At 68.2% G+C, this 21,764-nt stretch carries 22 protein-coding genes and 1 pseudogene (1 of these 23 running past the window's edge); 10 read left to right on the top strand and 13 right to left on the bottom strand.

Features of this window, described 5'->3' with window-relative positions; translation table 11 throughout:
- Both KA217_11230 and KA217_11225 read left to right on the top strand, forming a co-directional pair.
- Nucleotides 1-1,095, top strand: a pseudogene (locus KA217_11230) (AAA family ATPase); it begins 598 nt to the left of the window's first position.
- On the top strand, nt 1,077-2,027 hold the full coding sequence (locus KA217_11225; protein MBP7713011.1) for an AEC family transporter: 951 nt from the start codon (nt 1,077-1,079) through the stop codon (nt 2,025-2,027). The pseudogene KA217_11230 and the gene KA217_11225 overlap by 19 nt, the downstream one beginning before the upstream one ends.
- Before the next feature lie 99 nt (nt 2,028-2,126).
- Here the strand turns inward: KA217_11225 and KA217_11220 are convergent, their stop codons facing one another.
- Nucleotides 2,127-2,909, bottom strand: a complete 783-nt coding sequence (locus KA217_11220; GenBank protein ID MBP7713010.1) for an ABC transporter permease — start codon at nt 2,907-2,909, stop codon at nt 2,127-2,129.
- 8 nt (nt 2,910-2,917) lie between these two features.
- On the bottom strand, nt 2,918-3,721 hold the full coding sequence (locus KA217_11215) for an ATP-binding cassette domain-containing protein (GenBank protein ID MBP7713009.1): 804 nt from the start codon (nt 3,719-3,721) through the stop codon (nt 2,918-2,920).
- Between KA217_11215 and KA217_11210 the strand changes: the two genes are divergently transcribed.
- Entirely contained in the window at nt 3,711-4,097 is a 387-nt protein-coding gene (locus KA217_11210; protein MBP7713008.1) for a TRIC cation channel family protein, read from the top strand. The genes KA217_11215 and KA217_11210 overlap by 11 nt on opposite strands.
- 72 nt (nt 4,098-4,169) lie before the next feature.
- Here KA217_11210 and tsaA read toward each other — a convergent pair whose 3' ends face one another.
- The gene (gene tsaA, locus KA217_11205) at nt 4,170-4,697 is read right to left on the bottom strand and encodes a tRNA (N6-threonylcarbamoyladenosine(37)-N6)-methyltransferase TrmO (GenBank protein MBP7713007.1); all 528 of its coding nucleotides are present in this window, start codon (nt 4,695-4,697) and stop codon (nt 4,170-4,172) included.
- Between the two features lie 183 nt (nt 4,698-4,880).
- Here tsaA and tal point away from each other — a divergent pair, with 183 nt between their 5' ends.
- Nucleotides 4,881-5,957, top strand: coding sequence for a transaldolase (gene tal / locus KA217_11200; GenBank protein MBP7713006.1), 1,077 nt, complete (start codon nt 4,881-4,883; stop codon nt 5,955-5,957).
- 62 nt (nt 5,958-6,019) lie between these two features.
- On the opposite strand, the gene KA217_11195 is transcribed toward tal, so the two are convergent.
- Nucleotides 6,020-6,298: a sulfur globule protein CV1 gene (locus tag KA217_11195; protein MBP7713005.1), complete on the bottom strand. Its 279-nt coding sequence runs from the start codon at nt 6,296-6,298 to the stop codon at nt 6,020-6,022.
- A 241-nt stretch (nt 6,299-6,539) separates the two neighbouring features.
- Here KA217_11195 and KA217_11190 point away from each other — a divergent pair, with 241 nt between their 5' ends.
- The 3 genes from KA217_11190 (at nt 6,540) to KA217_11180 (ending at nt 7,923) form a co-directional block, all read left to right on the top strand.
- Complete coding sequence (locus tag KA217_11190) at nt 6,540-6,725, top strand: hypothetical protein (protein MBP7713004.1); 186 nt, start codon at nt 6,540-6,542, stop codon at nt 6,723-6,725.
- 206 nt (nt 6,726-6,931) lie between these two features.
- Nucleotides 6,932-7,609, top strand: a complete 678-nt coding sequence (locus KA217_11185) for a Crp/Fnr family transcriptional regulator (protein MBP7713003.1) — start codon at nt 6,932-6,934, stop codon at nt 7,607-7,609.
- A 14-nt stretch (nt 7,610-7,623) separates the two neighbouring features.
- Nucleotides 7,624-7,923 carry a hypothetical protein gene (locus KA217_11180; GenBank protein ID MBP7713002.1) on the top strand — a complete coding sequence of 100 codons (300 nt, stop codon included), beginning with the start codon at nt 7,624-7,626 and terminating at the stop codon, nt 7,921-7,923.
- 76 nt (nt 7,924-7,999) lie between these two features.
- Here KA217_11180 and KA217_11175 read toward each other — a convergent pair whose 3' ends face one another.
- From KA217_11175 to KA217_11160, 4 genes are read right to left on the bottom strand one after another with little or no spacing between them, the layout of a single operon-like run.
- Nucleotides 8,000-11,137, bottom strand: coding sequence for an efflux RND transporter permease subunit (locus tag KA217_11175; GenBank protein MBP7713001.1), 3,138 nt, complete (start codon nt 11,135-11,137; stop codon nt 8,000-8,002).
- Nucleotides 11,134-12,282, bottom strand: a complete 1,149-nt coding sequence (locus KA217_11170) for an efflux RND transporter periplasmic adaptor subunit (protein ID MBP7713000.1) — start codon at nt 12,280-12,282, stop codon at nt 11,134-11,136. The genes KA217_11175 and KA217_11170 overlap by 4 nt, the downstream gene beginning before the upstream one ends.
- Nucleotide 12,283: 1 nt before the next feature.
- Nucleotides 12,284-12,838, bottom strand: a complete 555-nt coding sequence (locus KA217_11165; GenBank protein ID MBP7712999.1) for a response regulator transcription factor — start codon at nt 12,836-12,838, stop codon at nt 12,284-12,286.
- On the bottom strand, nt 12,835-14,598 hold the full coding sequence (locus tag KA217_11160) for a hypothetical protein (GenBank protein ID MBP7712998.1): 1,764 nt from the start codon (nt 14,596-14,598) through the stop codon (nt 12,835-12,837). The genes KA217_11165 and KA217_11160 overlap by 4 nt, the downstream gene beginning before the upstream one ends.
- Before the next feature lie 340 nt (nt 14,599-14,938).
- On the opposite strand from KA217_11160, the gene KA217_11155 reads away from it, so the two are divergent.
- Both KA217_11155 and KA217_11150 read left to right on the top strand, forming a co-directional pair.
- Complete coding sequence (locus KA217_11155; GenBank protein MBP7712997.1) at nt 14,939-15,340, top strand: hypothetical protein; 402 nt, start codon at nt 14,939-14,941, stop codon at nt 15,338-15,340.
- 69 nt (nt 15,341-15,409) lie between these two features.
- Nucleotides 15,410-15,682: a hypothetical protein gene (locus KA217_11150; protein MBP7712996.1), complete on the top strand. Its 273-nt coding sequence runs from the start codon at nt 15,410-15,412 to the stop codon at nt 15,680-15,682.
- 162 nt (nt 15,683-15,844) lie between these two features.
- Here the strand turns inward: KA217_11150 and KA217_11145 are convergent, their stop codons facing one another.
- The 3 genes from KA217_11145 to KA217_11135 all read right to left on the bottom strand — a co-directional run bounded on the left by KA217_11145 (nt 15,845) and on the right by KA217_11135 (nt 18,678).
- Nucleotides 15,845-16,624, bottom strand: a complete 780-nt coding sequence (locus tag KA217_11145; GenBank protein MBP7712995.1) for a hypothetical protein — start codon at nt 16,622-16,624, stop codon at nt 15,845-15,847.
- Nucleotides 16,625-17,097: 473 nt separating this feature from the next.
- Complete coding sequence (locus tag KA217_11140) at nt 17,098-17,955, bottom strand: DUF2092 domain-containing protein (GenBank protein ID MBP7712994.1); 858 nt, start codon at nt 17,953-17,955, stop codon at nt 17,098-17,100.
- 60 nt (nt 17,956-18,015) lie between these two features.
- Entirely contained in the window at nt 18,016-18,678 is a 663-nt protein-coding gene (locus KA217_11135; GenBank protein MBP7712993.1) for a DUF3313 domain-containing protein, read from the bottom strand.
- A 303-nt stretch (nt 18,679-18,981) separates the two neighbouring features.
- Between KA217_11135 and KA217_11130 the strand changes: the two genes are divergently transcribed.
- A complete protein-coding gene (locus KA217_11130) occupies nt 18,982-19,869 on the top strand; it encodes a phosphoribosylaminoimidazolesuccinocarboxamide synthase (protein ID MBP7712992.1) in 888 nt (295 codons plus the stop codon).
- Nucleotides 19,870-19,913: 44 nt separating this feature from the next.
- Here KA217_11130 and KA217_11125 read toward each other — a convergent pair whose 3' ends face one another.
- Complete coding sequence (locus tag KA217_11125) at nt 19,914-20,495, bottom strand: hypothetical protein (protein ID MBP7712991.1); 582 nt, start codon at nt 20,493-20,495, stop codon at nt 19,914-19,916.
- Between the two features lie 345 nt (nt 20,496-20,840).
- Nucleotides 20,841-21,764: NADH-quinone oxidoreductase subunit N (locus KA217_11120; GenBank protein ID MBP7712990.1), on the bottom strand; the 924-nt coding region annotated here is incomplete at its 5' end.

Genomic DNA, 21,764 nt, shown 5'->3' with positions numbered 1-21,764 from the left:
GCCGCGCCCACCGGGCGCGCCGCCAAGCGCCTGAGCGAAACGACCGGCGTCGAGGCGAAGACGGTGCACCGCCTCCTGGAGCTCGACCCCACGAGCTTCCAGTTCAAGCGCGACGCCGAGCATCCCCTCGACACCGATCTGCTGGTCATCGACGAGGCGTCGATGATGGACACGGTGTTGACGAACCAGCTGCTGCGCGCGGTTCCGGACCGCGCCGCGCTGCTCGTCGTCGGCGACGTGGACCAGCTGCCGTCGGTCGGCCCCGGCGCGGTGCTCGCCGATCTCATCGGCTCCGGGGCAGTGCCCACCGTGCGCCTCACCGAGATCTTCCGCCAGGCGCTCAGCTCCCGGATCATCACCAACGCCCACCGCATCAACCACGGCGAGATGCCGCTGGCACCGGAGAAGGGAGAGGCGAGCGATTTCTATCTGATCGAGGCGGCCGACGCCGCGGACGTCGCGGCCAAGCTCTACGCCGCAGTCACCCGTCGCATCCCCCAGCGATTCGGCCTCCACCCCATCGAGGACATCCAGGTCCTGGTCCCCATGAACCGGGGCGGCCTCGGCGTGCAGGCGATCAACCTCGAGCTGCAGCAGCGGCTCAACCCGGCTGGCGAGCCGCGGGTGCAGAGGTTCGGGACCACCTACGCGGTCGGCGACAAGGTCGTGCAGCGGGTGAACAGCTACGAGAAGGAGGTCTTCAACGGCGACATCGGCCGGGTCTCGGCGATCGACCTGGAGAAGCACACGCTCACCGTGGACTTCGACGGCCGCGCAGTACCCTACGAGACCGCGGAGCTCGACGAGCTGGCCCTCGCCTACGCGACCAGCATCCACAAGTCCCAGGGCTCGGAGTACCCCGCGGTGGTGGTCCCCCTGGCCATGCAACACTATCGGCTACTCGAGCGGAACCTGCTCTACACGGCGGTCACGCGCGGGAAGAGGCTGGTCGTCGTCATCGCCGAGCCGAAGGCCCTGCGGATGGCGGTGCGCCGTCACGAGTCCCGTCGGCGGATCACCCGCCTGCGCGAGCGCGTGGCAGGCGCGGCGCGCGCCCTGAGCACTGGTACAAGGCCTTGTCCATCGAATTCCTGATTCAGCTCCTGCTGCAGGTCTGGCTGCCCGTCGCCCTGCTGGTGGCCGCGGGCGGCCTGTGGACCCGCTACCGGGCCGACACCTTTCCCGCCGCCAAACTGCGCGTCGACCTGAACCGCGTGGTGGTGGACGTATTCGCCCCCACCCTGCTGTTCGCCCTCGCCGCCGAGGCTCACGTCGACCGGCAGATGCTGACCGTGCCGGTGATCATGGCGGCCGGCATCCTCGTCAGCCTGGCCCTGCTCCACACCCTGCTCTACCGCTCCCGCCTGGGGGCGGGCCTGGGCCCCGAGTCCCGCGCCGCCATCCTTCTGGCCGGCAGCTTCAGCAACGTGCTCTTCATGGGCTACCCCACCCTCACCTTCCTGTACGGCGACGCCGGCGGCACCTACGCCGCCTTCGCCGACGTGCTGGCCTCCACCCCCCTGCTGTGGACCCTCGGGGTGTGGATCGCCACCGGCCTGGGCCACCCCGGCGGACGGGGCCAGAGCCTCTTCCGCATGGTGCTGACCCTGCCGCCGGTGTGGGGCTACGTGCTCGGCTTCGTGGTGAACTTCTCCGGCGTGGAGCTGGAGCCCCTGGTCAAGGCGGCCAAGTTCATGGGCCAGGCCACCATCCCCATCATGCTGTTCAGCCTGGGGCTCTCCATCCCCTGGGGCGACCTGAAGCCCACCCGCCCCGTGCTCGCCGCGGTCGCCGTCAAGCTCGCCGTGGCCCCCCTCATCGTCTGGGGCCTGACGCGGCTCACGCTGGGAGAGCTGCACCCCGCGCAGAACGCCGCGATCTTGGAGGTGGCCATGCCGACCATGGTCATCGCCGCGAGCTTCGCGGACCGCTTCAACCTGGACGTGCGCGCCGCGGCGCTGACCGCCAGCTGGAGCAGCCTCGCCTTTCTGGTCACCCTGCCGGCGTGGATCGCGCTGCTCAGCTAGCCCGCGCCGCTGGTCGGACGCTCCCTCTCCGGGAGCGGGTCGCCAGCGACGTTGCCGAGCCGATATTCGCGAGGCGGGGCAGGCGTGGAAGGTTGTTCGTCAGGAGATGATCCGCGGGTAGATCCATCCGGCGATGAAGATCAACACCAGCAGGACCGCGGCGAGGACCGCATAGTCGACAGAGAGACCGAGCACGCTGTGGCTGCCGACCACCGTCAGCGCACGCAGGCCGTCGACCTCGTAGGTCAGCGGATTGATGTGCGCTATCGTCTTGAGCCAGTCCGGCATGATCTCGGTGGGATAGATCGCATTGCTGCCGAAGAAGAGCGGCATGGTGATGACCTGGCCAATGCCCATGAAGCGCTCCCGCGTCTTGACCAGGCAGGCGATGATGAGCGAGAAGGTCGAGAAGAGGCTCGCCCCCAACAGGACGAACAGCAGCACGCCGAGGAGCGCCACGGGACTCCAGTTGATGTGCACACCCAGGGCAAACGCCAGCAGGTAGATGAGGGCCGCCTGGGCGATCGCCCGCACGCCTGCGGAGACGGACTTGCCCAACACCAGCGCGGTGCGCGGCGTCGGGCTCACCAGGAACTTGTGGACGATGCCGAGGTCCCGCTCCCAGATGATCGAGATGCCGTTGAAGATGGCGACGAACAAAACGCTCTGCGCCAGGATCCCCGGCATCAGGAAATCCATGTAACTCAGCGTGCCGCTCGGGATGAGATGAGTCCGGCTGAAGACCTGCCCGAACATGAGCAGCCAGAGGGCCGGTTGCACGGCGCGGGTGAGCAGCTCCGTCGGGTCGTGGCGCAGCTTGCGCACCTCCATCTCGGCGACGGCCAGGGTCTTCGCGACAAAGCCTGCGGGCGTGGTCCTCATGGCAGCAATCAGCGGCCGAGCTTCCGGGTGGCCCGGCGCATGGCCGCGGTCTCGAGGTAGGCGCCGTTCTCCTCCACCGTGTCCCCCGTGTAATAGCTGAACACGTCATCCATGCTGGCGCCGGGATTTCCGGTCGCCGCCTTCAGCGCGGCCGGTGTGCCGACGGCGATCAATTGACCCTGACGCAGGATCGCCGCCTGCGTACAGGAGTCCTCCGCCTCTTCCATGTAGTGCGTGGTGAAGAAGATCGTGGTGCCGAAGTCCGCGCGCAACTGCCCGACGTGCTCCCAGACCGACTCGCGCGCCACCGGGTCCAGGCCGACGGTCGGCTCGTCCAGGAACATCACCCGGGGGTGATGCAGCATGGCCTGGGCGATCTCCAGCCGCCGGATCATTCCGCCCGAGTAGGCCTTCACCATCTTGTCCTTGTGCTCGATCAGGTTCATGAAGCCCAGGCTCTCCCGGATGCGTACCTCCCGTTGCGCGCGCGGGATGTCGTAGAGCGCCGCGAAGACGCGCAGGTTCTCGTAACCGGTCAATTCACCATCGGCCGACAGGGCCTGGGGCACGTAGCCGATGAGGCGGCGGACCTCGGCGGCCTGGTGGACCACGTCGAAGCCGCCAACCCGCGCGGAGCCCGCGCTGGGCAACAACAGGGTCGTCAGCATCTTGATCAGCGTGGTCTTGCCCGAGCCGTTGCGCCCGAGCAGACCGAAGACCTCGCCCGCCTCGACGCTGAGGGTCAGGTCGTCGACGGCCACGACGGTGTTGAACCGGCGGGTCAGGTGTTCGGTGGCGAGGATGATCGACATCGTGGGCTTCCTGGTGATGATACGATGTTCTCCGATGGGACCCCTCGCCGACGCCCTCGGACTCGGCCTCTTTGCCGTGTCCGGAACGCAGGTCGGCCTGGGGGCCGGAACCCCCGGCGGGATCGCCATCATGATGGGGGTCACGACGGCGATCGTCGGCGGCATGATCCGCGACGTTCTTTGCAACGAAGTCCCGCTGGTGCTGCAGAAGGAAGTCTACGCGCTGGCCGCACTGTTGGGCAGCGCCCTGTACGTGGGACTGGACGCCATCGGGGTCGGCACGCCGCTCGCTGCCGGCGTAGCATTCGCCGTGAGCACCGGGCTGCGCCTGGCCGCCATCCAGTGGAACCTCTCGCTCCCGCCCTACCGTGGCTGACCGCCTTCGGCCCGCCGACGCAACGATGCGCCCGGAGGCTACCTGCGGTCCTGGAGAAAAGAGACGTACTGGCTACTTCTCGGACCTCTTGCCGGGAGTCTCTGCGTGGAACCGGTCGTCCGCGTGGCGCCGGTCCATCGCGGGGGCATCGAGCCAGCCGGCGCGGGAGCCAGGGTGGGCGTCGAATTCGGGGACGTAGGGCTTGATGTCGAGCAGTGGCGTGCCGTCCAGGGTGTCGATGTCGGCCACGTGCAGGATGTTGCCCTCCCGGCGCAGGAGGCGGACCACGGACATGCCGATGGGGTTCGGCCGCGTCGGGGACCGGGTGGCAAAGAGTCCACGCTCTTGAATGTCGCGGTACGGAACCACCTTGGGCCGGAACGCCTCCACCCGATCCATCCAGTAGATGAGCCAGATGCGCTCGAAGCCGTCGATGTCGTCCAGGGCGCGGGAGTACTCCTCGTCGACCACGACCTGGGCCTCGACACCCTGGCCGTAGACGGCCTGGATTGGCGTGCCGGAGGCGTGGGGGAAGGGTGTCCGGATCGTTCCGACCACCCGGATGCCCATGGGCCTCGAGCTCTCGCGTTCCGAAGACATCGTTTCCCCTCCCGGCACTGCGTCCACCTTCGCTTTCGTCCACGAACTCTTCGATGTGACAACTTTACGCCCTGCCGCCGCGAGAATGTGCGCGAAGGCACCGCCCCCGGCGAGCCGCTGGTTTCCAGCGCCGCATCCGTCTAGAGTGCCTGGCGCGATCGAGCGACAGGGGGCGAGCAGGAAATGGCAAATCTCCAGGAAGTGAAGCGCTATGCCCAGAGCATCTGGCTGGACAATCTGACCCGCACCCATCTCCGGGAGGGCACGCTCGGCAGGCTCGTGGAGTTGGGCGTTTCCGGCATCACCTCCAACCCCACCATCTTCCACAAGGCGTTGACGGAGAGCCCCTACTATCACGACGCCCTGGCGCAGTGGAAGGGCTCGGAGCCCGACCCCGAACGACGCTACGAGGCGCTGGCGGTGGAGGACGTACGCGCCGCCTGCGACCTGCTGCGCCCCGTCCACGACGCAAGCCTCGGGGACGACGGATACGTCAGTCTCGAGGTCGCGCCGCGCTTCGCCCACGACGCGCCGAGGACGGTCGCCGAGGCGAGACGCCTGGCGGGGATGGTCCGTCGCGACAACCTCCTGATCAAGCTGCCCGGCACACCCGCAGGGCTGACGGCCTTCGAGCAACTGACGGCCGAGGGTCTGCGGGTCAACGTCACCCTGCTCTTCTCCCTGCGCCAGACGGTGCAGACCTTCGAGGCCTATATCCGCGGCGCGCGCCGCTGGGTCGAAGGGGGTGGCGATCCCCGGAGGCTGAAGGCGGTGGCCAGCCTCTTTCTGTCCCGCGTCGACACCCTGGCCGACCAAGCCCTGGGGGCCCTCGGCCACCCGGAAGCGGCAGACCTGCGGGGAAGGACGGCCGTGGCACTGGCCAAGCTCGCCTATCAGCGCTACCAGGAACTGTTCCAGGGTCCGGCCTTCGCGTCGCTGCGCGCCGCGGGCGTCAGGCCGCAATACCTGCTGTGGGCGAGCACCGGCACCAAGAACCCGGCCTACCCCGACCTGCTCTACGTGGAGCCGCTGATCGGCCCGGAGACCATCAACACGCTGCCGGACAAGACCCTGGAGGCACTGCTCGACCACGGACGGGTCGCGCCCACCTTGGGTCTCGGCGTGCCGGAGGCGCAGGCGCACATGGCGGCGCTGGATTCACTCGGGCTCGACGCCGCCGGCATGGGCGACACGCTGCAGAACGACGGACTGAGACTGTTCTCCGAGTCCTACGAAAAACTGGTCGAGGCGGTGGGTTGAGTCCCAAAGGAAACAGGGGCACCCGAGGGTGCCCCCTTCCTGCACACCGGGAATCGGTCCGGTTACTTGGTTGTGTCAGCAGGGGCCAGCGGGGCTACCGGCGCGTAGGGCAAGCCGTAGCCATACGGGTTCCCGTAGTAGTAGGGGTATCCGTAGCCGTTCCCACGGCCCCCACCCCGCATCGAAAAGTTGAAGCTCACGTCGCCGAACAGATCGCCGAATCCGTTCCAGGGCCCACCACCGTACCCGGTGTTGCCCCAGGGACCCCACCACGCCTGGGCCGGAGTGGCGGAGGCAGCGGCGATCGCGACGACGGCCAGTGTTTTTGCAAAGGTCTTCATTTTCGTATCTCCTGGATGTGAAGGTTGACTGAGGTTGGTTGTGGTATCTGGGAGCCGTGGGCCCCGTGTGACTATTAGTATATTAGTATATTCTAATACTACAAATAAAAGTTTCCTATCGGCACGACAAGGCCCATAAGCTCTTTCTATCACTAGCCCCCTGCACGCATCCGCGCCAGGACCTACACTGCATCTGCAGGCTCTCACACAACGCACGCTAACCATCGACGAGGACCCCGCAATGGAAGAGCTCCTCATCTTTTTCCTCGGCGCGCTCATTGGCTGGAACCTTCCCCGCCCGCCCTGGGCGGTGTCCATCCAGGACCGGGCTCTGCAACTCTTTGCATCGCTCGCCACCCGGGCCTACCAGTGGCTCAGGCGGACCCTGCTGCCGCCGGACCATTCCGACCGCCCTCCAGGCCCCTGATCCGCCCTCACCCGGCCAGGCCCGCCAGCTCCTTGCTGACGAGTCACGCCAGGCGTTTCCCGGTGCGCCTCAGGACAGCGGTGGCCCGAACAAGGGCGTGGTCGTGTTAGGCTATTTGGCCTAGGGCACACAATCTGAATAACGTAGACGATTTCACCGGCGCCAGGGACTTTCACGACGCGGCACCCGAGGGGCTGCTGGAGACGTTGCGCACCACGCCACTCTTCTCCTCCTTCCCGGAGGCAGACCTCGATACGGTCTGCACCTTCTGCAAGAGGACGGAGCTCCCGACGAAAGAGGTCCTCTTCCGCGAGGGCGAGCCCTGCAAGGCGGTCTACTGCGTGGTGAGCGGTCTCTTGAAGCTCTATGTCTCCGGGCCAGAACGGCGGGAGAAGGCACTTGCGTTCATCCCACCGGGCCGCACCCTGGGGGAGACGGCGCTGTTCTCCGGCCAGGGCTACGTCGCGAGCGCCATGGCGCTGCAGGATTCGAGCGTGGTGGCCATCAACGCCTTCTCCCTGCTGCGCTTCTTGGGCCAGCACACCGAGCTCACCTGGAAGGTCCTGGCCATCATCAGCCGGCGACTGCACTACGCGGTGGACCAGGTCCGGAGCGTCACGCTGCACAGTGCGGAACAGCGGCTCGCCGCCTACCTGCTGGACAACCACGACCCCGAGGAGCCGGGGCGCGCCGTGACCCGGCTACCGGTCCGGCGCTCCGACCTCGCGTCCATCCTGGGGGTCACGACCGAGACCCTGTGTCGCGTGGTGGCCAAGTTCCGGCGCGAGGGTTGGATCCTGACGGCCGACCACGACATACTGGTTCGCGAGCCAGAGGCCTTGCAGGGACTGCTCGCCCAACCGCGCCGCCAGGTCGACGGATAACGCGAGAGGCCGTCATGACGATACGCAACCCCTGGGTACTGGCCCTGGCCCTGGCACCGCTCGGCGCCATGGCCCAACCGGGCGGTCTGGTGCCCGCACCCGAAGCGTCGGTGCCCCCCCCCGCCCGTGACCTCCACATGGGCGCGTCCGTGCAGCAGATGCTCCGGCAGGACCCGGACCCCGAGTGTTCGGCGATGCGGCGGGAGCTGGACCGTCTGCACTTTCAGCCCCAACGCAAGGCCGCGCTCTGGGAACGCTACGAGAAGGAGTGCCGGCAACGGCCCGACCCGGGGCCACCTTCCATCCCGCCATAGACCTCACTGCCGGCGATCACGGGGCCACGGCCATGTGTGCCCTGTCTTCAATTTCTTCACAGGCTCTCAGGCCACCTCAGCCCGCCCCGCGCGGGCGGGCCGCGGCCTCGCCGCGGACCTTCTCGCGCATCCACTGGAATACCACGTAGAGCGGCGGGATCAGGAAGATACCAATCGCGGAGGCCGCGATCATCCCGCCGAAGACCGCGGTGCCGACGCCGCGCCGGCTCAGCATCGCCGCGCCGGTCGCCGCCACCAGGGGCAGCAGCCCGGCGATGAAGGCAAAGCTCGTCATCATCACGGCCCGGAACCGGCTTCCTGCACCCTCCACGGCCGCATCGGTGATGGAGAGTCCGTGCTCCCGCCGTTCCTTGGCGAACTCGACGATCAGGATGCCGTTCTTGGCCGCGAGGGCGATCAGCACCACGATGCCGATCTGGGCGTAGACGTTGTTGTCCAGACCTGCGATCCAGAGCGCCAGCATCGCCCCGGCGATGCCGACCGACACCGATAGCAGCACCGGGACCGGGATCGTCCAGCTCTCGTAGAGAGCCACCAGGAAGAGATAGGCGAACAGCACCGCCAACCCCAGGATGACCGCGGTCTGGCCGGCCGCCTCCTTCTCCTGCAGCGCGGTGCCAGTCCACTCGAAGCTGTAGCCCTCGGGTAGCGTGCCCGCAGAGACCTCCTCCATCGCCGCCAGGGCCTCGCCCGAGCTGACGCCCGGCGCGGGGCTGCCCATCAGAGTGACGCTGCGGAAGTTGTTGTAGCGCCCCACCGTCTGCGGCCCCAGGAACAGCTTGACCTCCGCCACCGAGCGCAACGGCACCATCTCGCCCTTCGCGTTGCGCACGTGGATGCGGAAGATGTCCGGCACCTCGTCACGGTCGCTCCCCTCCGCCTGGACGTTCACCTGCCAGGTGCGCCCGAACAGGTTGAAGTCGTTGGTGTAGAAGCCGCCGAGGGTCGCCTGCAGGGCGTTGAAGACATCGGACACCGCGACCCCCAGGGTCTGCACCTTGTCCCGGTCGAGGTCGAGATAGAGTTGGGGGGTGTTGGCGGAGTACGAGGTGAAGACCGCCGAGAGCTTCGGCTCCTGGTTGGCCGCGACCACCAGCCCGCGCGCCACGGCCGCGAGCTCGCTCGGCTTGCCGCCCCGCAGGTCCTCGAGCTGGTACTCGAAGCCGCCGCCCGTACCGAGGCCAATGATCGGCGGCACGTTGAAGGCGAACACATTGGCGTCCGGGAACGCCCGGAACTCGCCCCGCAGCCGGGCCAGGATCGAATGCACGTCCTCACCCGGCGCCCCGCGCTCCGCGAAGGGCTTCAGCAGGACGATGAAGTAGGCGCTGTTCGACTTGTTCAGGGCGTCGAGCGTGCTGTAGCCAACGACCGAGCTGACGTCCGATACACCCGGGGTCTGCAGCAGCACCTGCTCGATACGCTCGGCCACCCGCAGGGTACGGTTGACCGAGGAGCCTTCCTGCAGCTGCGCCTCCACGAAGAAGGCCCCCTGGTCCTCCTCCGGGAGGAAGCCGGTCGGCGTGACCTTGAACAGGTAGCCCACCCCGGCGAACACCACGCCGAGGAACACGAGGGAGAGCGCCGCCCGCCGCACCAGCACCCGGGTTGCCGCCGCGTAGCCGTCGCGCGCCATGTCGATGGCCCCGAGCACGTAGCGCATGAATCCCCGGTGCGGCCCGTGGTGCGGGCGCAGGAACACCGCGCAGAGCGCCGGCGAGAGCGTGAGCGCGTTCAGCGCCGAGATCACCATCGACACCGAGACCGCCACCGCGAACTGCTGGTAGAGCTGCCCGGTGATCCCGGGGATGAAGGCGACCGGCACGAACACGGAGAGCAGCACCAGCGTGATGGCCAGGATCGGGGCGGTGATCTCCTCCATCGCGCGCTTGGCCGCCTGGGCGGGCAAGAGCTCGGGGTGCTCGCCCATGATCCGCTCGACGTTCTCCACCACCACGATGGCGTCGTCGACCACGATGCCGATCGCGAGCACCAGCGCCAGCAGCGAGACCATGTTGGCCGAGAACCCGAGCGCCAGCATGATCGCAAAGGTGCCGATGAGCGACACCGGAACGGCGATGAGCGGGATCAGCGTGGCCCGCAGGTTGCCGAGGAACAGATACACCACGATCACGACCAGGACGAAGGCCTCGAGCAGGGTGTGCACCACCTCCTCGATGCTCTGCCGCACGAAGCTGGTGGAGTCGTAGGTGACTTTGTAGGTCATGTCCTGGGGGAATCGATTGGCAGCACCCTTCAGGTAGCCGCCCACCCCGTCCGCCACGTCGAGCGCGTTGGCGCCCGGGGCGAGGAATATCGCGATCAGCGCGCCCGGGCCGCCGTTGAAGCGCCCCGCCGCATCCTGGGTCTTGGCCGCCAACTCCACCCGTCCGATGTCGTGGATGCGCACGAACGACCCGTCCGGGTTCGCCCGCACCACGATGTTCCCGAACTCCTCCACGTCGACCAACCGGCCCTGGGTCTGGATGTTGAGCTGGAAAAGCTGGTCCTCCGCCACCGGCTGGGCGCCGGTCCGGCCGACTGCCGCCTGCACGTTCTGACCCTGGACCGCCTGGATCACGTCGTTCGGGGTGAGGCCCAGGTTGGTCAAGCGGTCGGTCTCCAGCCACACGCGCATGCTGTAGTCGAGCCCGCCGAACAGGAACGCATCGCCCACCCCGCGGATGCGCTTGATGTTGTCCAGCAGGTTGATGGTGACGTAGTTCGACAGGAACAGGTTCTCGTGGGTGCGCTCCGGGGAGTAGACGCTGATGATCTGGAGGATCGCCGAGGACTTCTTCTTCACCGTGAGGCCCTGGCGGCGGACCTCCTCCGGCAGCTTCGGCTCGGCCAGCGAGACCCGGTTCTGCACGTTGACGGTGTTGATGTCCGGGTCGGTGCCGACGGCGAAGGTGATGTTGAGCGTGTAGCTGCCGTCGTTGCCGCTGGTCGACTTCATGTACAGCATGTTGTCGACGCCGACCACCTGGGACTCGATCGGCTGCGCCACGCTCTGTTCCACCACCTCGGCGCCTGCCCCGGGGTACGAGCCCTTCACTTCCACCACGGGCGGAACGATGTCCGGGAACTGGGCGACCGGGAGGGCCTTGAGTGCGATCAGGCCAGCGAGCGTGATGACGATCGAGATGACGATCGCGAGCCGCGGCCGGTCGATGAAGGTGGCGGAAATCATTTCGCGTCACCCGCAGGCTTCGCCGGCGCCTCGGTCGCGGTGACCACTATGCCCGGACGCACCTTCTGGGCCCCGTCGACGACCACCCGGTCGCCCTCGGCCACACCCTTCTTCACCGGCACCCGGCCGTCAATCGCCGGTGCGCTCTCGATCCGGCGCACCTGCACCTTGCTCTCGGCGTCGACCGCCAGCACGTACAGGCCCGCCTGGTCAGCCAGGATCGCCTGCTGCGGCACCACGAGCGCCTGCTGAGGCATCGCGGCCTCGGTCACCGCCGTCACCAGCCCGCCGTCGATCAGCAGCCGGTCCGGGTTTGGCATCTCGGCCCGGACCAGCAGGGTATCCGTGCCGGGACTCACCTCCACGTCTACGAAATTGATGATTCCCGGGTGCTCGTAGGTGGAGCCGTCCGCCAGCCGCAGCTTGACCTTGACTGCGCGAGGGTCTTCGCCCTTCATCGCCTGCTGCTGGCGGAGCTCGATGCCCAGCCGGTAGCTGATGGGGAAGACGACGTAGGTCGGGTCCTGACGCACGAGGGTCGCCAGGGGATCGCTCGAGGGACTGACGAAGCTCCCCACCGAGTAGGCCGCCGCACCGATGCGCCCCGACAGCGGGGCCTTGACATCGGTGTAGCTCAGGTCGAGCTCGGCCTTGTCCAGCGCCGCCCGGCTCTGCATCAGGGCGCCCCTGGCCTCAGTCTGCTTCGCGACCCGCAGGTCGAGGTCGTTCTGGGCCGCCGCCTGCTTCTTGACCAGTTCGCGGTACCGTTCCACCTCGACCTCGGCCAGCTTCAGTGCCCCCTGGGCGCGCTCGATGGCGCCCCTCGCGTCCGCCACCGCGGCCTCGTAGGGGGGCTTCTCGATGACGAACAGCAGGTCCCCCTCCTTGACGTCCGCCCCCTCCTGGAACAGCCGCTTCTCGAGGAACCCTTGCACCCGCGCACGCAGGTCAACCTTGTCCATGGCCTGGATCCGCCCGGTGAAGGTCCGCGTCGGCGTCACGTCCTCGACTGCCGCGCGGACGACCGTCACCGCCGGCGGTGGCGCCGCCGCCAGAGAGGCTGTCGGCTCGCTCTTGCCGCAGCCCGCGAGCAGGGCCGCCAGGACGATGGGAAGCCACCCGCGGGCGGCGCTTGACGCGGTCATGTCACTGTCCCTCGATACGATGCGAGATGTTGAGCCGGCGGGCGATCTCCTTCGCCGAGCGGCCGTCGGCCAGGAACTGAAGGATCTCGCGCTGGCGTGCGCTCAATGTGGCCTCGGACTCGGTGACCGTCTCGGGCGACCGAGTGGACGTCCGCTGCAGGGCCCCTGCCAGCGCGGGGGTCACGTAGGTCCTGCCTTCCAGCGCGGCCCGGATGGCGGTCACCAGCTCGTCCGGCGCCGAGTGCTTGAGGACGAACCCGAGGGCCCCCGCCTCCAGCGCCCGGCGCGCGTACGCCGCCTCCTGATGCATGGTCAGGAAGACGACCCGGACCCCGGGGTCTTCCTTGCGCAGTTCCGCGAGCGCCTCGAAGCCGTTCAGCCGCGGCATGCCGATGTCGGCCACGATCACGTCGGGGCGCAGTACGCGTGCCGCCTCGACCAGCGCCGCACCGTCCTCGACCATGCCCACCAGGTCGAAGTCCGGGCTGAGCAGGGTCTTCAAGCCCTCGGCAACCATCCGGTGGTCGTCGGCGAGCAGCACGCGCGGCCGGCTCATGACCGCGCCTGCCTCAGGGGGACCCAGGCCAGCACCGTGGTGCCAGACCCGGGACTCGTCTCCAGATCCAGCTCTCCGCCCAGCAGGGACAGCCGCTCGCACATGCTCGCGAGGCCGAGGGTGGGCTTGTCGTTCTGGAGTCTCGGATCGAACCCGACTCCCTCATCCTGAACGACGAGCTGCAGGCCCTTGTCGACGCCCGCTAGGGAGACATGCACCCGCGCGGGGCCTGCGTGCCGCGCGACATTGCGCAGCGCCTCCTGGCCAACGCGATAGAGGCAGAACGCGACGGCGGGCGGGACCGAGGGGGGCAGGTCGCGCAGGCTCAGGTCCGCCGGAGCCGGCTGCTTGCTCGAGAAGCGCTCGCACTCCACGCGCAAGGCCTCGGCCAGACCCAGGTCCTGGACGATCGAGGGGTGCAGCTGGTAGGAGAGACTGTGGACGTCCTCGCTCAGTCGTACCAAGCCCTCCCGCAGGCCGCGAACCTTGTCCCGCGGAGAGTGATCCGCCAGGCCCTGCTCGACCTGGGCGGCGTCGATGACAAGGCGCGCCAGGCGCTGGGTGATGTCGTCGTGCAGGTCGCGTGCGACCCGCGCGCGTTCCTGCTCCTGCGCCTGGATCAACTTGCGGCTAAGGCCCCTCGCCGCCTCCTCCGCCTGCCGGCGGGTGACGTAATTGAAGGCAAGGAGCACGATCAGCGCGGCCTCCGCCATAACGAGCCCGAGCACGCCGACCACCTGCCAGCGGTTCTGCTCCCAAAAGGTGCGCTGGCGAAATCTGACATCGCTGCCAACCGGCAGGTCAGTCTCCCGAATGCGCCAGCGCTGGAGCTCCCGCCAGTCGAACACGGGCGAAACAGGCCTCATCGGCGGCAGCCGAATACTGGCGGGGGGCTGCCCCTGCAGGATGCGAATCGCGGCCCGCGCGCTCTCCCGGCTCAACTGCTCGACGGACAGTACCGACCCGCCCACAGCCCCCAGGCCGACGTGGTGCTCGAACAGACTGAAGATCGGCGCGCTGGCCACAGCGGAGAGCCGGGCGAGAGCCCGCTCCTCCTCGTAGGGGACACCGTCGCGGTCCACCACCAGCATGGTATACAAGATGGCCGACCGCGGGCCGAGCGTGGCGGCGCGCGCCCGTATCTCCTCGAAGGACATCCTTTCCGACCAGGTGAAAGCCACCCGCTCCGCGAAGGGCTCGAGCTCCCGCTTGGCATCAGCGAGCCAGAACTGCTCCAGCGGCGAACCGCCGATCACAAAAAAGATCTCTTGGGTGTCAGGCAGCACCCGCAGCAGCACCTCCACCGTCCCCGGCAGGTCGATGGCCCCGGGGACAGCAGCGTCGGTCGCAGCGAGCGTCACGTCGTCCAGGAACCTCTGGTCCAACGCACTGAGGAGCGCTGGCACGCCAGGGAGCATGCGCTGGCGGTCTCGCTGGAGCAGGCGTGCCGCCGGGGAACCGACCGAAATCACCAGGTCGACCGGTCGTGCCGCGTGGAGCGTGTTCGCGTAGTGCACCACCGGGTCATCGTCCGCCCCTGCCCCGAACAGCCCGATCTCGAGGGTCGCCTCCTGGAACTCGATCGGCTCCGGCGAGTCGCGCACCAGCGCCGTGCGAAACTCTGACGAAAAGACCTGAAACGGCCCGAAATCGCGGCCGAAGGAGTGGAGGATCAGCACCCGCCTGGTCGCCGCCGCCAGGTCCGGCACGACCAGGACCAGCAGCACGCAGGCGGCGAGCATCGGACTCCAACGCGTCATGGAGCGGCGAAATCCTTCCCCCAGGCATCTTCACAATCACCCCCGCCCCGCCGCCGAGGAACAGGCTGGGGCGGAAAGCGTCCGGCGACCCTGTCGGGTGCGACGGAATTTGGAACATAGCACGCCGGCATATCCATGCCACCCGGATGGGGGGGCGGACTCGTAGTTATACGAGGTCACCCCCGCCCAGCCTTGTCCGAGACTCCCCTCCCAGGGCTGCAATCCTTCGGATACCGTGAAGGCGAGTCGTCTCGGGCCAAGCGGAACTGGTTCTCTACTCTTCTGTGGACTCTGTGTGCTCCGTGGATGCTTCTTCAACGTGCTGTTAGAGGAGACCTTCATGCGCAGGACGATGCTGGCAGGGATCATGGCTCTCGCGACTTTTCCGCTGACCGCGCAAACCGCGACCCCAGAGAGCTTTCAGCTCCGCAACGGCCAGGACCTGGCAGACCTCTGCGCCGTGCCCGATGGCGACGCGATGGCAGAAGCCGCGCGCAGCTTCTGCTACGGCTACCTGAGAGGAGTCTATGAGTTCCACGCCGCCCTGAAGCCGACGCCCAAGGACCGGCCGCTCTTCTGCGTTCCCGCCCCTGGTCCGACCCGCGCCGAGGCCGGGCAACGGTTCGTGGACTGGAGCAAGGCCAATCCACAGTTCATGGGCGAGCCCGCCGTCGACGCCCTGGTGCGCTTCGCAGTGGCGAACTGGCCGTGTGCGCCAGCGACGGCCAAGAAGTCGAAGTGAGAGCGCGGCTTGCTGTGAGATTCCCCGCGGGACGGACACGAACAACTCCCTCCACTTGAGGATGTAGACATGCGCATTCCGAGCTTGCCCATCGTTCTCACTGCCGCCCTCGCGCTCTCTGGGTGCGCGGGTATGACCAACACTCAGCAGCGGACCGTCTCCGGAGCCGGCATCGGCGCGGTGGGCGGCGCCGCAATTGGCGCCTTCAGCGGGAACGCCGGCACGGGCGCCCTCATCGGCACCGCCGTCGGCGCGGCCGGTGGCTATGTCTACGACCGGCAGAAGAAGAGCGAGCAGCGCGCCTACCAGTCGGGCTACAAGGCGGGCACGCAGAGCCCCTGAGGACCCGTTGTCGGGGACCTCTCGCCCCCGAAAGGAGTTTCACCGTGAACGAATCGAACGTCCGCCGCCGCAATCTGGCCACGACGATTCTGGGGCTCTCACGCGAGCTCGCCGAAACGCAGGCGCACTGCGCCTGGGCCGCTCGCGCTCATCCCACGACCGCTACGGCTTCGAGACGACGTAGCTCACCTCGTCGCCCTTGAAGTACGGCCGGTAGTACGTCGGGCCGAGCTTCATGTACTCGACTCCGCCGATGGTCTCGGTCTTGTACCCGTCCGGCAGGTAGGGCACTTCGGTGCCCACCGGCGGGTCGGCGACCACGTACTTGTCGGTCTTCGCGTTGTAGAGGAAGAAGGCACCCTCGAAGTAGCAGTACCCCTCCTCCTTCGGCCCGTAGACGATGGTGCACTTCAGGGGCGGCGCGTCGACCACCGCCCCGACCGGCGCCGGGGCGGTCACGTAGCCCTGGCCGCCCGAAGGCGCCGGCTGGTAGAAAGCCCCGCCGTAGTACTGGTAGGGCACCGTTGAGCCCGCTACCGGCACCGCAACGGTGCCGGCTGGAGGCGAGTTCACCGCCGCACCGATCATGTAACCGGCCACCCCGCCGACGATGCCCCACAGCCACTCGTTGTCGTCATCGTCGTCGTCCCAGTCACCCCAGTAGTGGTGGTCGTCGTAGATGTCCTCCCACAGCTCGCGCCGCTCGTCGGCCAAGTCCTCGATGAAGTCCTGCCGGTTCTCCTGCAAGTCTTCGAGGGCCTTCTGCCGCTCCTCGCGCCGCTCATCCCGGTTGTCCTGCCACTGCTGGCGGTTCTCGGTGATCTGCTGCTGACGGTCCTCACGGCGCTGGGTGGTGTCCTGCTGGCGCTCGCCGCCTGCCCGGTCTTTGGCCCTCACCTGATCGAGCCGCGCCTGCTGGCTGCCGGCCGCCCCAGCAGCCATGTCGGGCCGCTTTCCGGCCACCCGCTCCTTGGCTTGGCGCTCGGCGGTAGCGGCTCGGTCTGACTGCGCGCGCGTGCTGAGACTCCGTTGCGGACTGTCGAGACCCTGCCGGCTCGCATCCGGGCTCGCCGGGCGGGCCGCCGAACGCCGCATACCACCGCCACCGAACTGAGAGGACGCAGGCCTGTCCGCACCCGCACTCCGGAACGAGCCGCCCCGGTCGGCGCTCGCCGCCCGCGGCTGGCGGTCAATGCTGCTCGGCGCTCGCTGGGCCCGCGCCGCACCCCCGCCTGCGCCACTCCCCCCGCGGCTGGCCCCGCCACGGCCGCCACCACCGCCGCCGAAGCCGCGAGCGGAAACTTCACCCGAACCGTCGATGACAGGCCCGAAGGCGACCGGCCCGCCCACCAGCAGCCCCGCCAGCGCCCCGTACACCAGACCCCGAAGGACCGTACGGCCCTCACCCGAGCGGCTCATGGCGTCTTCCCTCCTTCGGCGGTGCCGGCCTCACGGAGCTCGACCTTCACCGCCTGCTGGGGCACTGTGAACGTGAACGTCGACGCCTCGATCGCGGGCTCGAAGCTCCAGTCGGTGAGGACCCCCTCGTAGCGCGGCGCACCCGGCAGCGCCCGATAGTCGATGACCACCTTGCGCAGCAGCGGGACCTCGCCCGTGTCCAGCCAGAGCTGGATGTCGGCGCCGTCCGTGACGAACACCAGGTGGTGATGAGGCTCGCCGTTGAAGTAGTGCCGGCCGGCGTAGTGACCCGTGCGGGTGAGCTCGGCCAGCCCCGCACAGGGCTTGCTGCGGGCCAGGTCGTTCAGCGGAATGGTGAGGCCCCGATCCTCGGCCGCATCCAGCATGGCGTCGAGGGTCGGCGGCGCCGGGAAGACCGCGTAGAGGTTGCGGTCGGGGTCGTAGACGGCCAGAGTCTTACCGTCGTAGAAGAAGGACCGCGCCCCCTTGTCACTCTCGGCGTCGACCCGCAGCCGGTCCGGGCGCTGGACCACCACCTCACTCGACTTGTGGTACTGGACCCTCGTGCCAGTCCTCAGCACTTCGTCGAAGCTCGCATCGAGCTGAAAGGAGAACCGGTCTGCGGCTGTCAGCAGCCCGCAGAAGTCCACCATCAGCCGCTCGGCGGCGCGGTCAATCACTCGCCCAGTGGCTTCGGACGAGGCGGCCGCCGCAGTGCCGGGCGAGGCGGGAACCGCCGCGGCAAGCGCCGGCGGCGCCTCCGAGGACCGTGCGGCAGGAGGCGCATCGGCCGCGAGCGCAGGCACTGGTGCCAGCAGCCATCCGATCACTGCGAAGGGTCGAAGGTGTTTCATGTCAAAGCGCCTCATCTCGTCAAGAAAACCCCACCCCCATCCCACAGAGCCGCCGGGTCTTCAGCGCCCCTGCATGCTCGAGGCGAGGACGGTCGCACCGCTCGCGGCCAACTGGTCGACCAGCGGCTTCACCGTCTGCAGCGTCACCTTGTCCTGACTACCTCCCTTGATCTTCTCCCCCGTGCCCTCCCGCACCGCCACCGCGAGCCGCTCGCCGGTCACACTGTCGGTGACCTCGACCTCCACGAAGAGCCGCACGTCCTTCGAGCGCAACCCGCCCGCCTCCGCCGCGGCGGTCGCGACCAGGGCCACCGGGAGGTATTGGTACGGCTTCAGGCTCGCGCTCTCCGCCTTCACGCCCGTGAGCGCCGTGCGCACCCGGGCGACGCCGGGCCCGGGGCCGCTCGCGAGCCCGACCCGCTTGCCCAACTCCCGGCGCCAGGCCTGGTCCATGTAGTCCCGCACCTGACGGAGTGTCGCCGCGTCGACCTTCTCGCTCGGTTGGGGCTCCGGGTAGAGCTGGACCGGTTCCACCAGCACCTTCGTGTATGCCCCCGACGAGAGTTTCGGGCTGACGTAACGGTGAACGGTTCCCTCGGCGTCCTTCTCCTCCTGCATCACAGGCTCGTTCTGGATGAAGCCCGAGTGCTGCGGCCCGGTGCTCGCGCACCCCGTCACCGCCAGCAGCACTGCTGTCAGCGCAACCGATCTCGCATGCATCATCGCAACCCTCTCATCAGCCGACTGTTTTCCCAGCAGCTCGCGCCGCGACCGCGAGTTCGTGGCGTGCATCCTGACGATGCGTAGCCGTCCGCTCACTCGAAGGTCGCGACAATCCCCTGGCAGGATAGCCCACGCTCGCAGGGCGGATACTGGGAGTTCTACCTGCTCTAAGGTCCCGGGCAAGGCGGCGGCCTCGCCCTCTGAAAGAAGTCGCCCCATAATGCGCGGTGAGCATCCCACCCGTCGCGGGTAGCGGCCCAGCGGCTGGCGGCTTCCCCCTCAACACGAACGTCGGGAGCCCAGATGGCGAACGTGCTGTTCCAATCCCAGCTCCACAGCCTGCCCCTCGTGGCCCGCGGCAAGGTGCGGGACATCTACGCGGTCGGCGAGGACCTGCTCCTCATCGTCACCACCGACCGCCTCTCGGCCTTCGACGTGGTGCTCCCCACCCCCATCCCCGGGAAGGGCGAAGTGCTGACGAGGATCTCCGATTTCTGGTTCTCCCGGCTGGGCCATCTCATTCCCAATCAACTGACCGGCATCACGCCGGAATCGGTGGTCCCGGGGGAGGAACGCCCGCAGGTCTCGGGGCGGTCCGTCGTGGTGAAGAAGCTGAGGCCCCTGCCCATCGAGGCGATCGTGCGGGGGTATCTGGTGGGGTCCGGGTGGAAGGAGTACCAGAGGCACGGGAGCGTGAGCGGTATTCCCCTGCCTGCCGGCCTGCGTGAGGCGGAGAAGCTACCCCAGCCGCTCTTCACTCCGTCCACCAAGGCCGAAGCGGGCGCCCACGACGAGAACATCAGTTTCGAGAGGGCGGAGGAGATCGTGGGACGGGCCATCGCCCGCCAGGTCCGCGACGCGGCGATCGCCCTGTACCGCGAGGCAGCCGAGTACGCCGCCGGCCGGGGCATCCTCATCGCGGACACGAAGTTCGAGTTCGGGCTCGACGAGTCAGGCGTTCTCTACCTCATCGACGAGGCCCTGACGCCCGACTCCTCCCGCTTCTGGCCGGCCGAGAGCTACGCACCGGGGGTGACTCCCCCCAGCTTCGACAAACAGTACGTGCGGGACTGGCTCGAGAGCATCGGCTGGAACAAGCAGGCCCCGGGCCCGCAACTCCCCCCGGAGGTGGTGGCGAAGACCAGCGAGAAGTATCGCGAGGCGCTGCACCGCCTGACCGGCGCCGCCTGACCCGGCCCCCCCCCGTCAGCGGGGTCCGGCCCTTCAGGGACCCTTCAGGGAATGTTGGGGCGCAGTGATTCGCCGATGTTCTGCAGCGGACCGAGAGGCTGGCGCTTCACCTCGTAGGCGTGGACGCGTGGCTGACCGCCCGTGAGCCGGTACACGACCAGGTCGTCCACGAACAGGACCAGTGCGTTGAAATTCCAGCCCGTGGACTCCGTTTCCCGCTTGAAATTCAGCAGGTCGAGCCAGAAGTTGCCCACCCTCTTGCTGCGGACCTTCTCGGCCTTGACCGCATAGGCCGCGCAGCGCTGCCCCGCCCGCAGGCAGTCCTGGATGCCACGCTCGAAGCCGTCGGGGTCGGCCAGGGCACTGATGGAGAACCGCTGCAGCACGTCGGCAAAGTTGAGGATGGAGACGGTCGAGTCGACCCGCGGGTCCAGGCCGGCGGCGTGCACTTCGTCCCGAGTGGTCCGGTAGGGTTCGACGGCGGCCAGGACGGCTTCCGCCTGCTCGAAGGTCGCCCAAGCGGACACGACCTCGCTCTTCCCCGAGGGCATCAGGAACTGACAGCCGCTGAGTGCTGCGCTGCCGGCTGTCACTGCAGCCAGCGCAGCACGCTGGAATCGATTCATGCCCGGGTCCGAGGACGCCTGCTCGAGTCCGCTCCGCCCTTCACCCTACCATATCGGCGTACACCCGGGTCATTCGCCCTCTGTCAGCCCTCCCGCTGCCGGCAGGAACAGCGGTTGAGGGCACGCACCGCCGCGCCCAGCATCACGAAGGTGACAAGGAACCCGAGCAGCAGGAGCAGCGTGGTCGTCATGGCACCTCCTGAGGGGCAACCGGCGGGTTTCCGTTCCGGCCTGCCCCCATCGGAGTAAACCCGGGAGCGGCGGACTCGCTTAACCTGTGGCAATCAGGCTAGCCCATCCGCGCGTGCCCGCGCCATAAGGATATCCTTATCCCCTGGGGCTGCCTCAGCCGCCGAGGCGGTCGATGACCCAGCCGGGGAAGAGCGCGATCAGGATGGCAGGAAGGAGGCACAGCGCCGTGGCGGCCAACGCCAGGCGGCCGGGGGCCCCCTCCCCCTCGGGCGCTGGCGCTTCCTCGGCCGCGGACGGGGCGGCCATGAACAGGTACTGGATCACCCGCAGGTAGAAATAGAGGCCGAGGTAGCTGCCGACCAGGCCCAGGACCGCATAGACCGGGTAGCCGCCCGCGACCACGTTCTTGAAGACGAGGAACTTCGCGACGAAGCCGGGAAACGGGGGGATCCCGGCAAGGGAGAGCATCGCCACGGCGATCATCCACGCCGCATAGGGCTGGCGCTGGAAGAGCCCCTTCAGTCGCTCGAGACGGTCCCGCGCGACGTCGTCCCCGCCCGGGGGCAGCGCGGCGAGCGCCAGCACGTTCATCAGGCCGTAGGCGAGGAGGTAGAACGTGACGGCCTGGAAGCGGCCGGGACCGTCCCCGAGAAACGCGTAGAAGAGGTAGCCGGCGTGGGCGATGGAGGAGTAGGCGATGAGGCGCCGGAGGCCATCCTGGCGCATCGCCGCCAGATTGCCCCAGACCATCGAGGCGAGCGGCAGCAGGGCGAGGAGGTCCACGAGGGGCCGCTCGGCCGGCGCCAGGGCGAACAGGCGCAGCACAGCGAAGAGGACCCCAGCCTTGACCACCGCCGCCATGTAGGCCGTCACCGGAACGCTGGCGGCCTCGTACGCGTCGGGGGCCCAGGTGTGGAACGGCACCACGGCCGCCTTCAGGAAGAACGCGGAGAGCACGAGCACGACGCCGGCCGTGGCCAGCACGTCCCGGGAGCCGAGCGCCGTGCTGAACGCGGAGAGCGCGAGGGACCCGCTTCCCCCGTAGAGCAGCGAGACCCCCAGCAGGAACGTCGCGCT

It is taken from the genome of Gammaproteobacteria bacterium, from assembly GCA_017999615.1.
GTDB lineage: Bacteria > Pseudomonadota > Gammaproteobacteria > JAABTG01 > JAABTG01 > JAGNLM01.
The sequence above is the reverse complement of the archived record's forward strand: the minus strand, read 5'-3'. Positions and strand labels throughout refer to the sequence as shown.

Bases quoted from the DNA above. Each gene is read 5' to 3' on its own strand.
- KA217_11165 (MBP7712999.1), bottom strand. From the start codon at position 12,838: ATGAGCCGGCCGCGCGTGCTGCTCGCCGACGACCACCGGATGGTTGCC.
- KA217_11180 (MBP7713002.1), top strand. From the start codon at position 7,624: ATGACGATACGCAACCCCTGGGTACTGGCCCTGGCCCTGGCACCGCTC.
- KA217_11210 (MBP7713008.1), top strand. From the start codon at position 3,711: ATGATCGACATCGTGGGCTTCCTGGTGATGATACGATGTTCTCCGATG.
- KA217_11150 (MBP7712996.1), top strand. From the start codon at position 15,410: ATGCGCATTCCGAGCTTGCCCATCGTTCTCACTGCCGCCCTCGCGCTC.
- KA217_11145 (MBP7712995.1), bottom strand. From the start codon at position 16,624: ATGGCTGCTGGGGCGGCCGGCAGCCAGCAGGCGCGGCTCGATCAGGTG.
- KA217_11190 (MBP7713004.1), top strand. From the start codon at position 6,540: ATGGAAGAGCTCCTCATCTTTTTCCTCGGCGCGCTCATTGGCTGGAAC.
- KA217_11140 (MBP7712994.1), bottom strand. From the start codon at position 17,955: ATGAAACACCTTCGACCCTTCGCAGTGATCGGATGGCTGCTGGCACCA.
- KA217_11135 (MBP7712993.1), bottom strand. From the start codon at position 18,678: ATGATGCATGCGAGATCGGTTGCGCTGACAGCAGTGCTGCTGGCGGTG.
- KA217_11125 (MBP7712991.1), bottom strand. From the start codon at position 20,495: ATGAATCGATTCCAGCGTGCTGCGCTGGCTGCAGTGACAGCCGGCAGC.
- KA217_11170 (MBP7713000.1), bottom strand. From the start codon at position 12,282: ATGACCGCGTCAAGCGCCGCCCGCGGGTGGCTTCCCATCGTCCTGGCG.
- tal (MBP7713006.1), top strand. From the start codon at position 4,881: ATGGCAAATCTCCAGGAAGTGAAGCGCTATGCCCAGAGCATCTGGCTG.
- KA217_11220 (MBP7713010.1), bottom strand. From the start codon at position 2,909: ATGAGGACCACGCCCGCAGGCTTTGTCGCGAAGACCCTGGCCGTCGCC.
- KA217_11155 (MBP7712997.1), top strand. From the start codon at position 14,939: ATGCGCAGGACGATGCTGGCAGGGATCATGGCTCTCGCGACTTTTCCG.
- KA217_11175 (MBP7713001.1), bottom strand. From the start codon at position 11,137: ATGATTTCCGCCACCTTCATCGACCGGCCGCGGCTCGCGATCGTCATC.
- KA217_11160 (MBP7712998.1), bottom strand. From the start codon at position 14,598: ATGACGCGTTGGAGTCCGATGCTCGCCGCCTGCGTGCTGCTGGTCCTG.
- KA217_11130 (MBP7712992.1), top strand. From the start codon at position 18,982: ATGGCGAACGTGCTGTTCCAATCCCAGCTCCACAGCCTGCCCCTCGTG.
- KA217_11215 (MBP7713009.1), bottom strand. From the start codon at position 3,721: ATGTCGATCATCCTCGCCACCGAACACCTGACCCGCCGGTTCAACACC.
- KA217_11195 (MBP7713005.1), bottom strand. From the start codon at position 6,298: ATGAAGACCTTTGCAAAAACACTGGCCGTCGTCGCGATCGCCGCTGCC.
- tsaA (MBP7713007.1), bottom strand. From the start codon at position 4,697: ATGTCTTCGGAACGCGAGAGCTCGAGGCCCATGGGCATCCGGGTGGTC.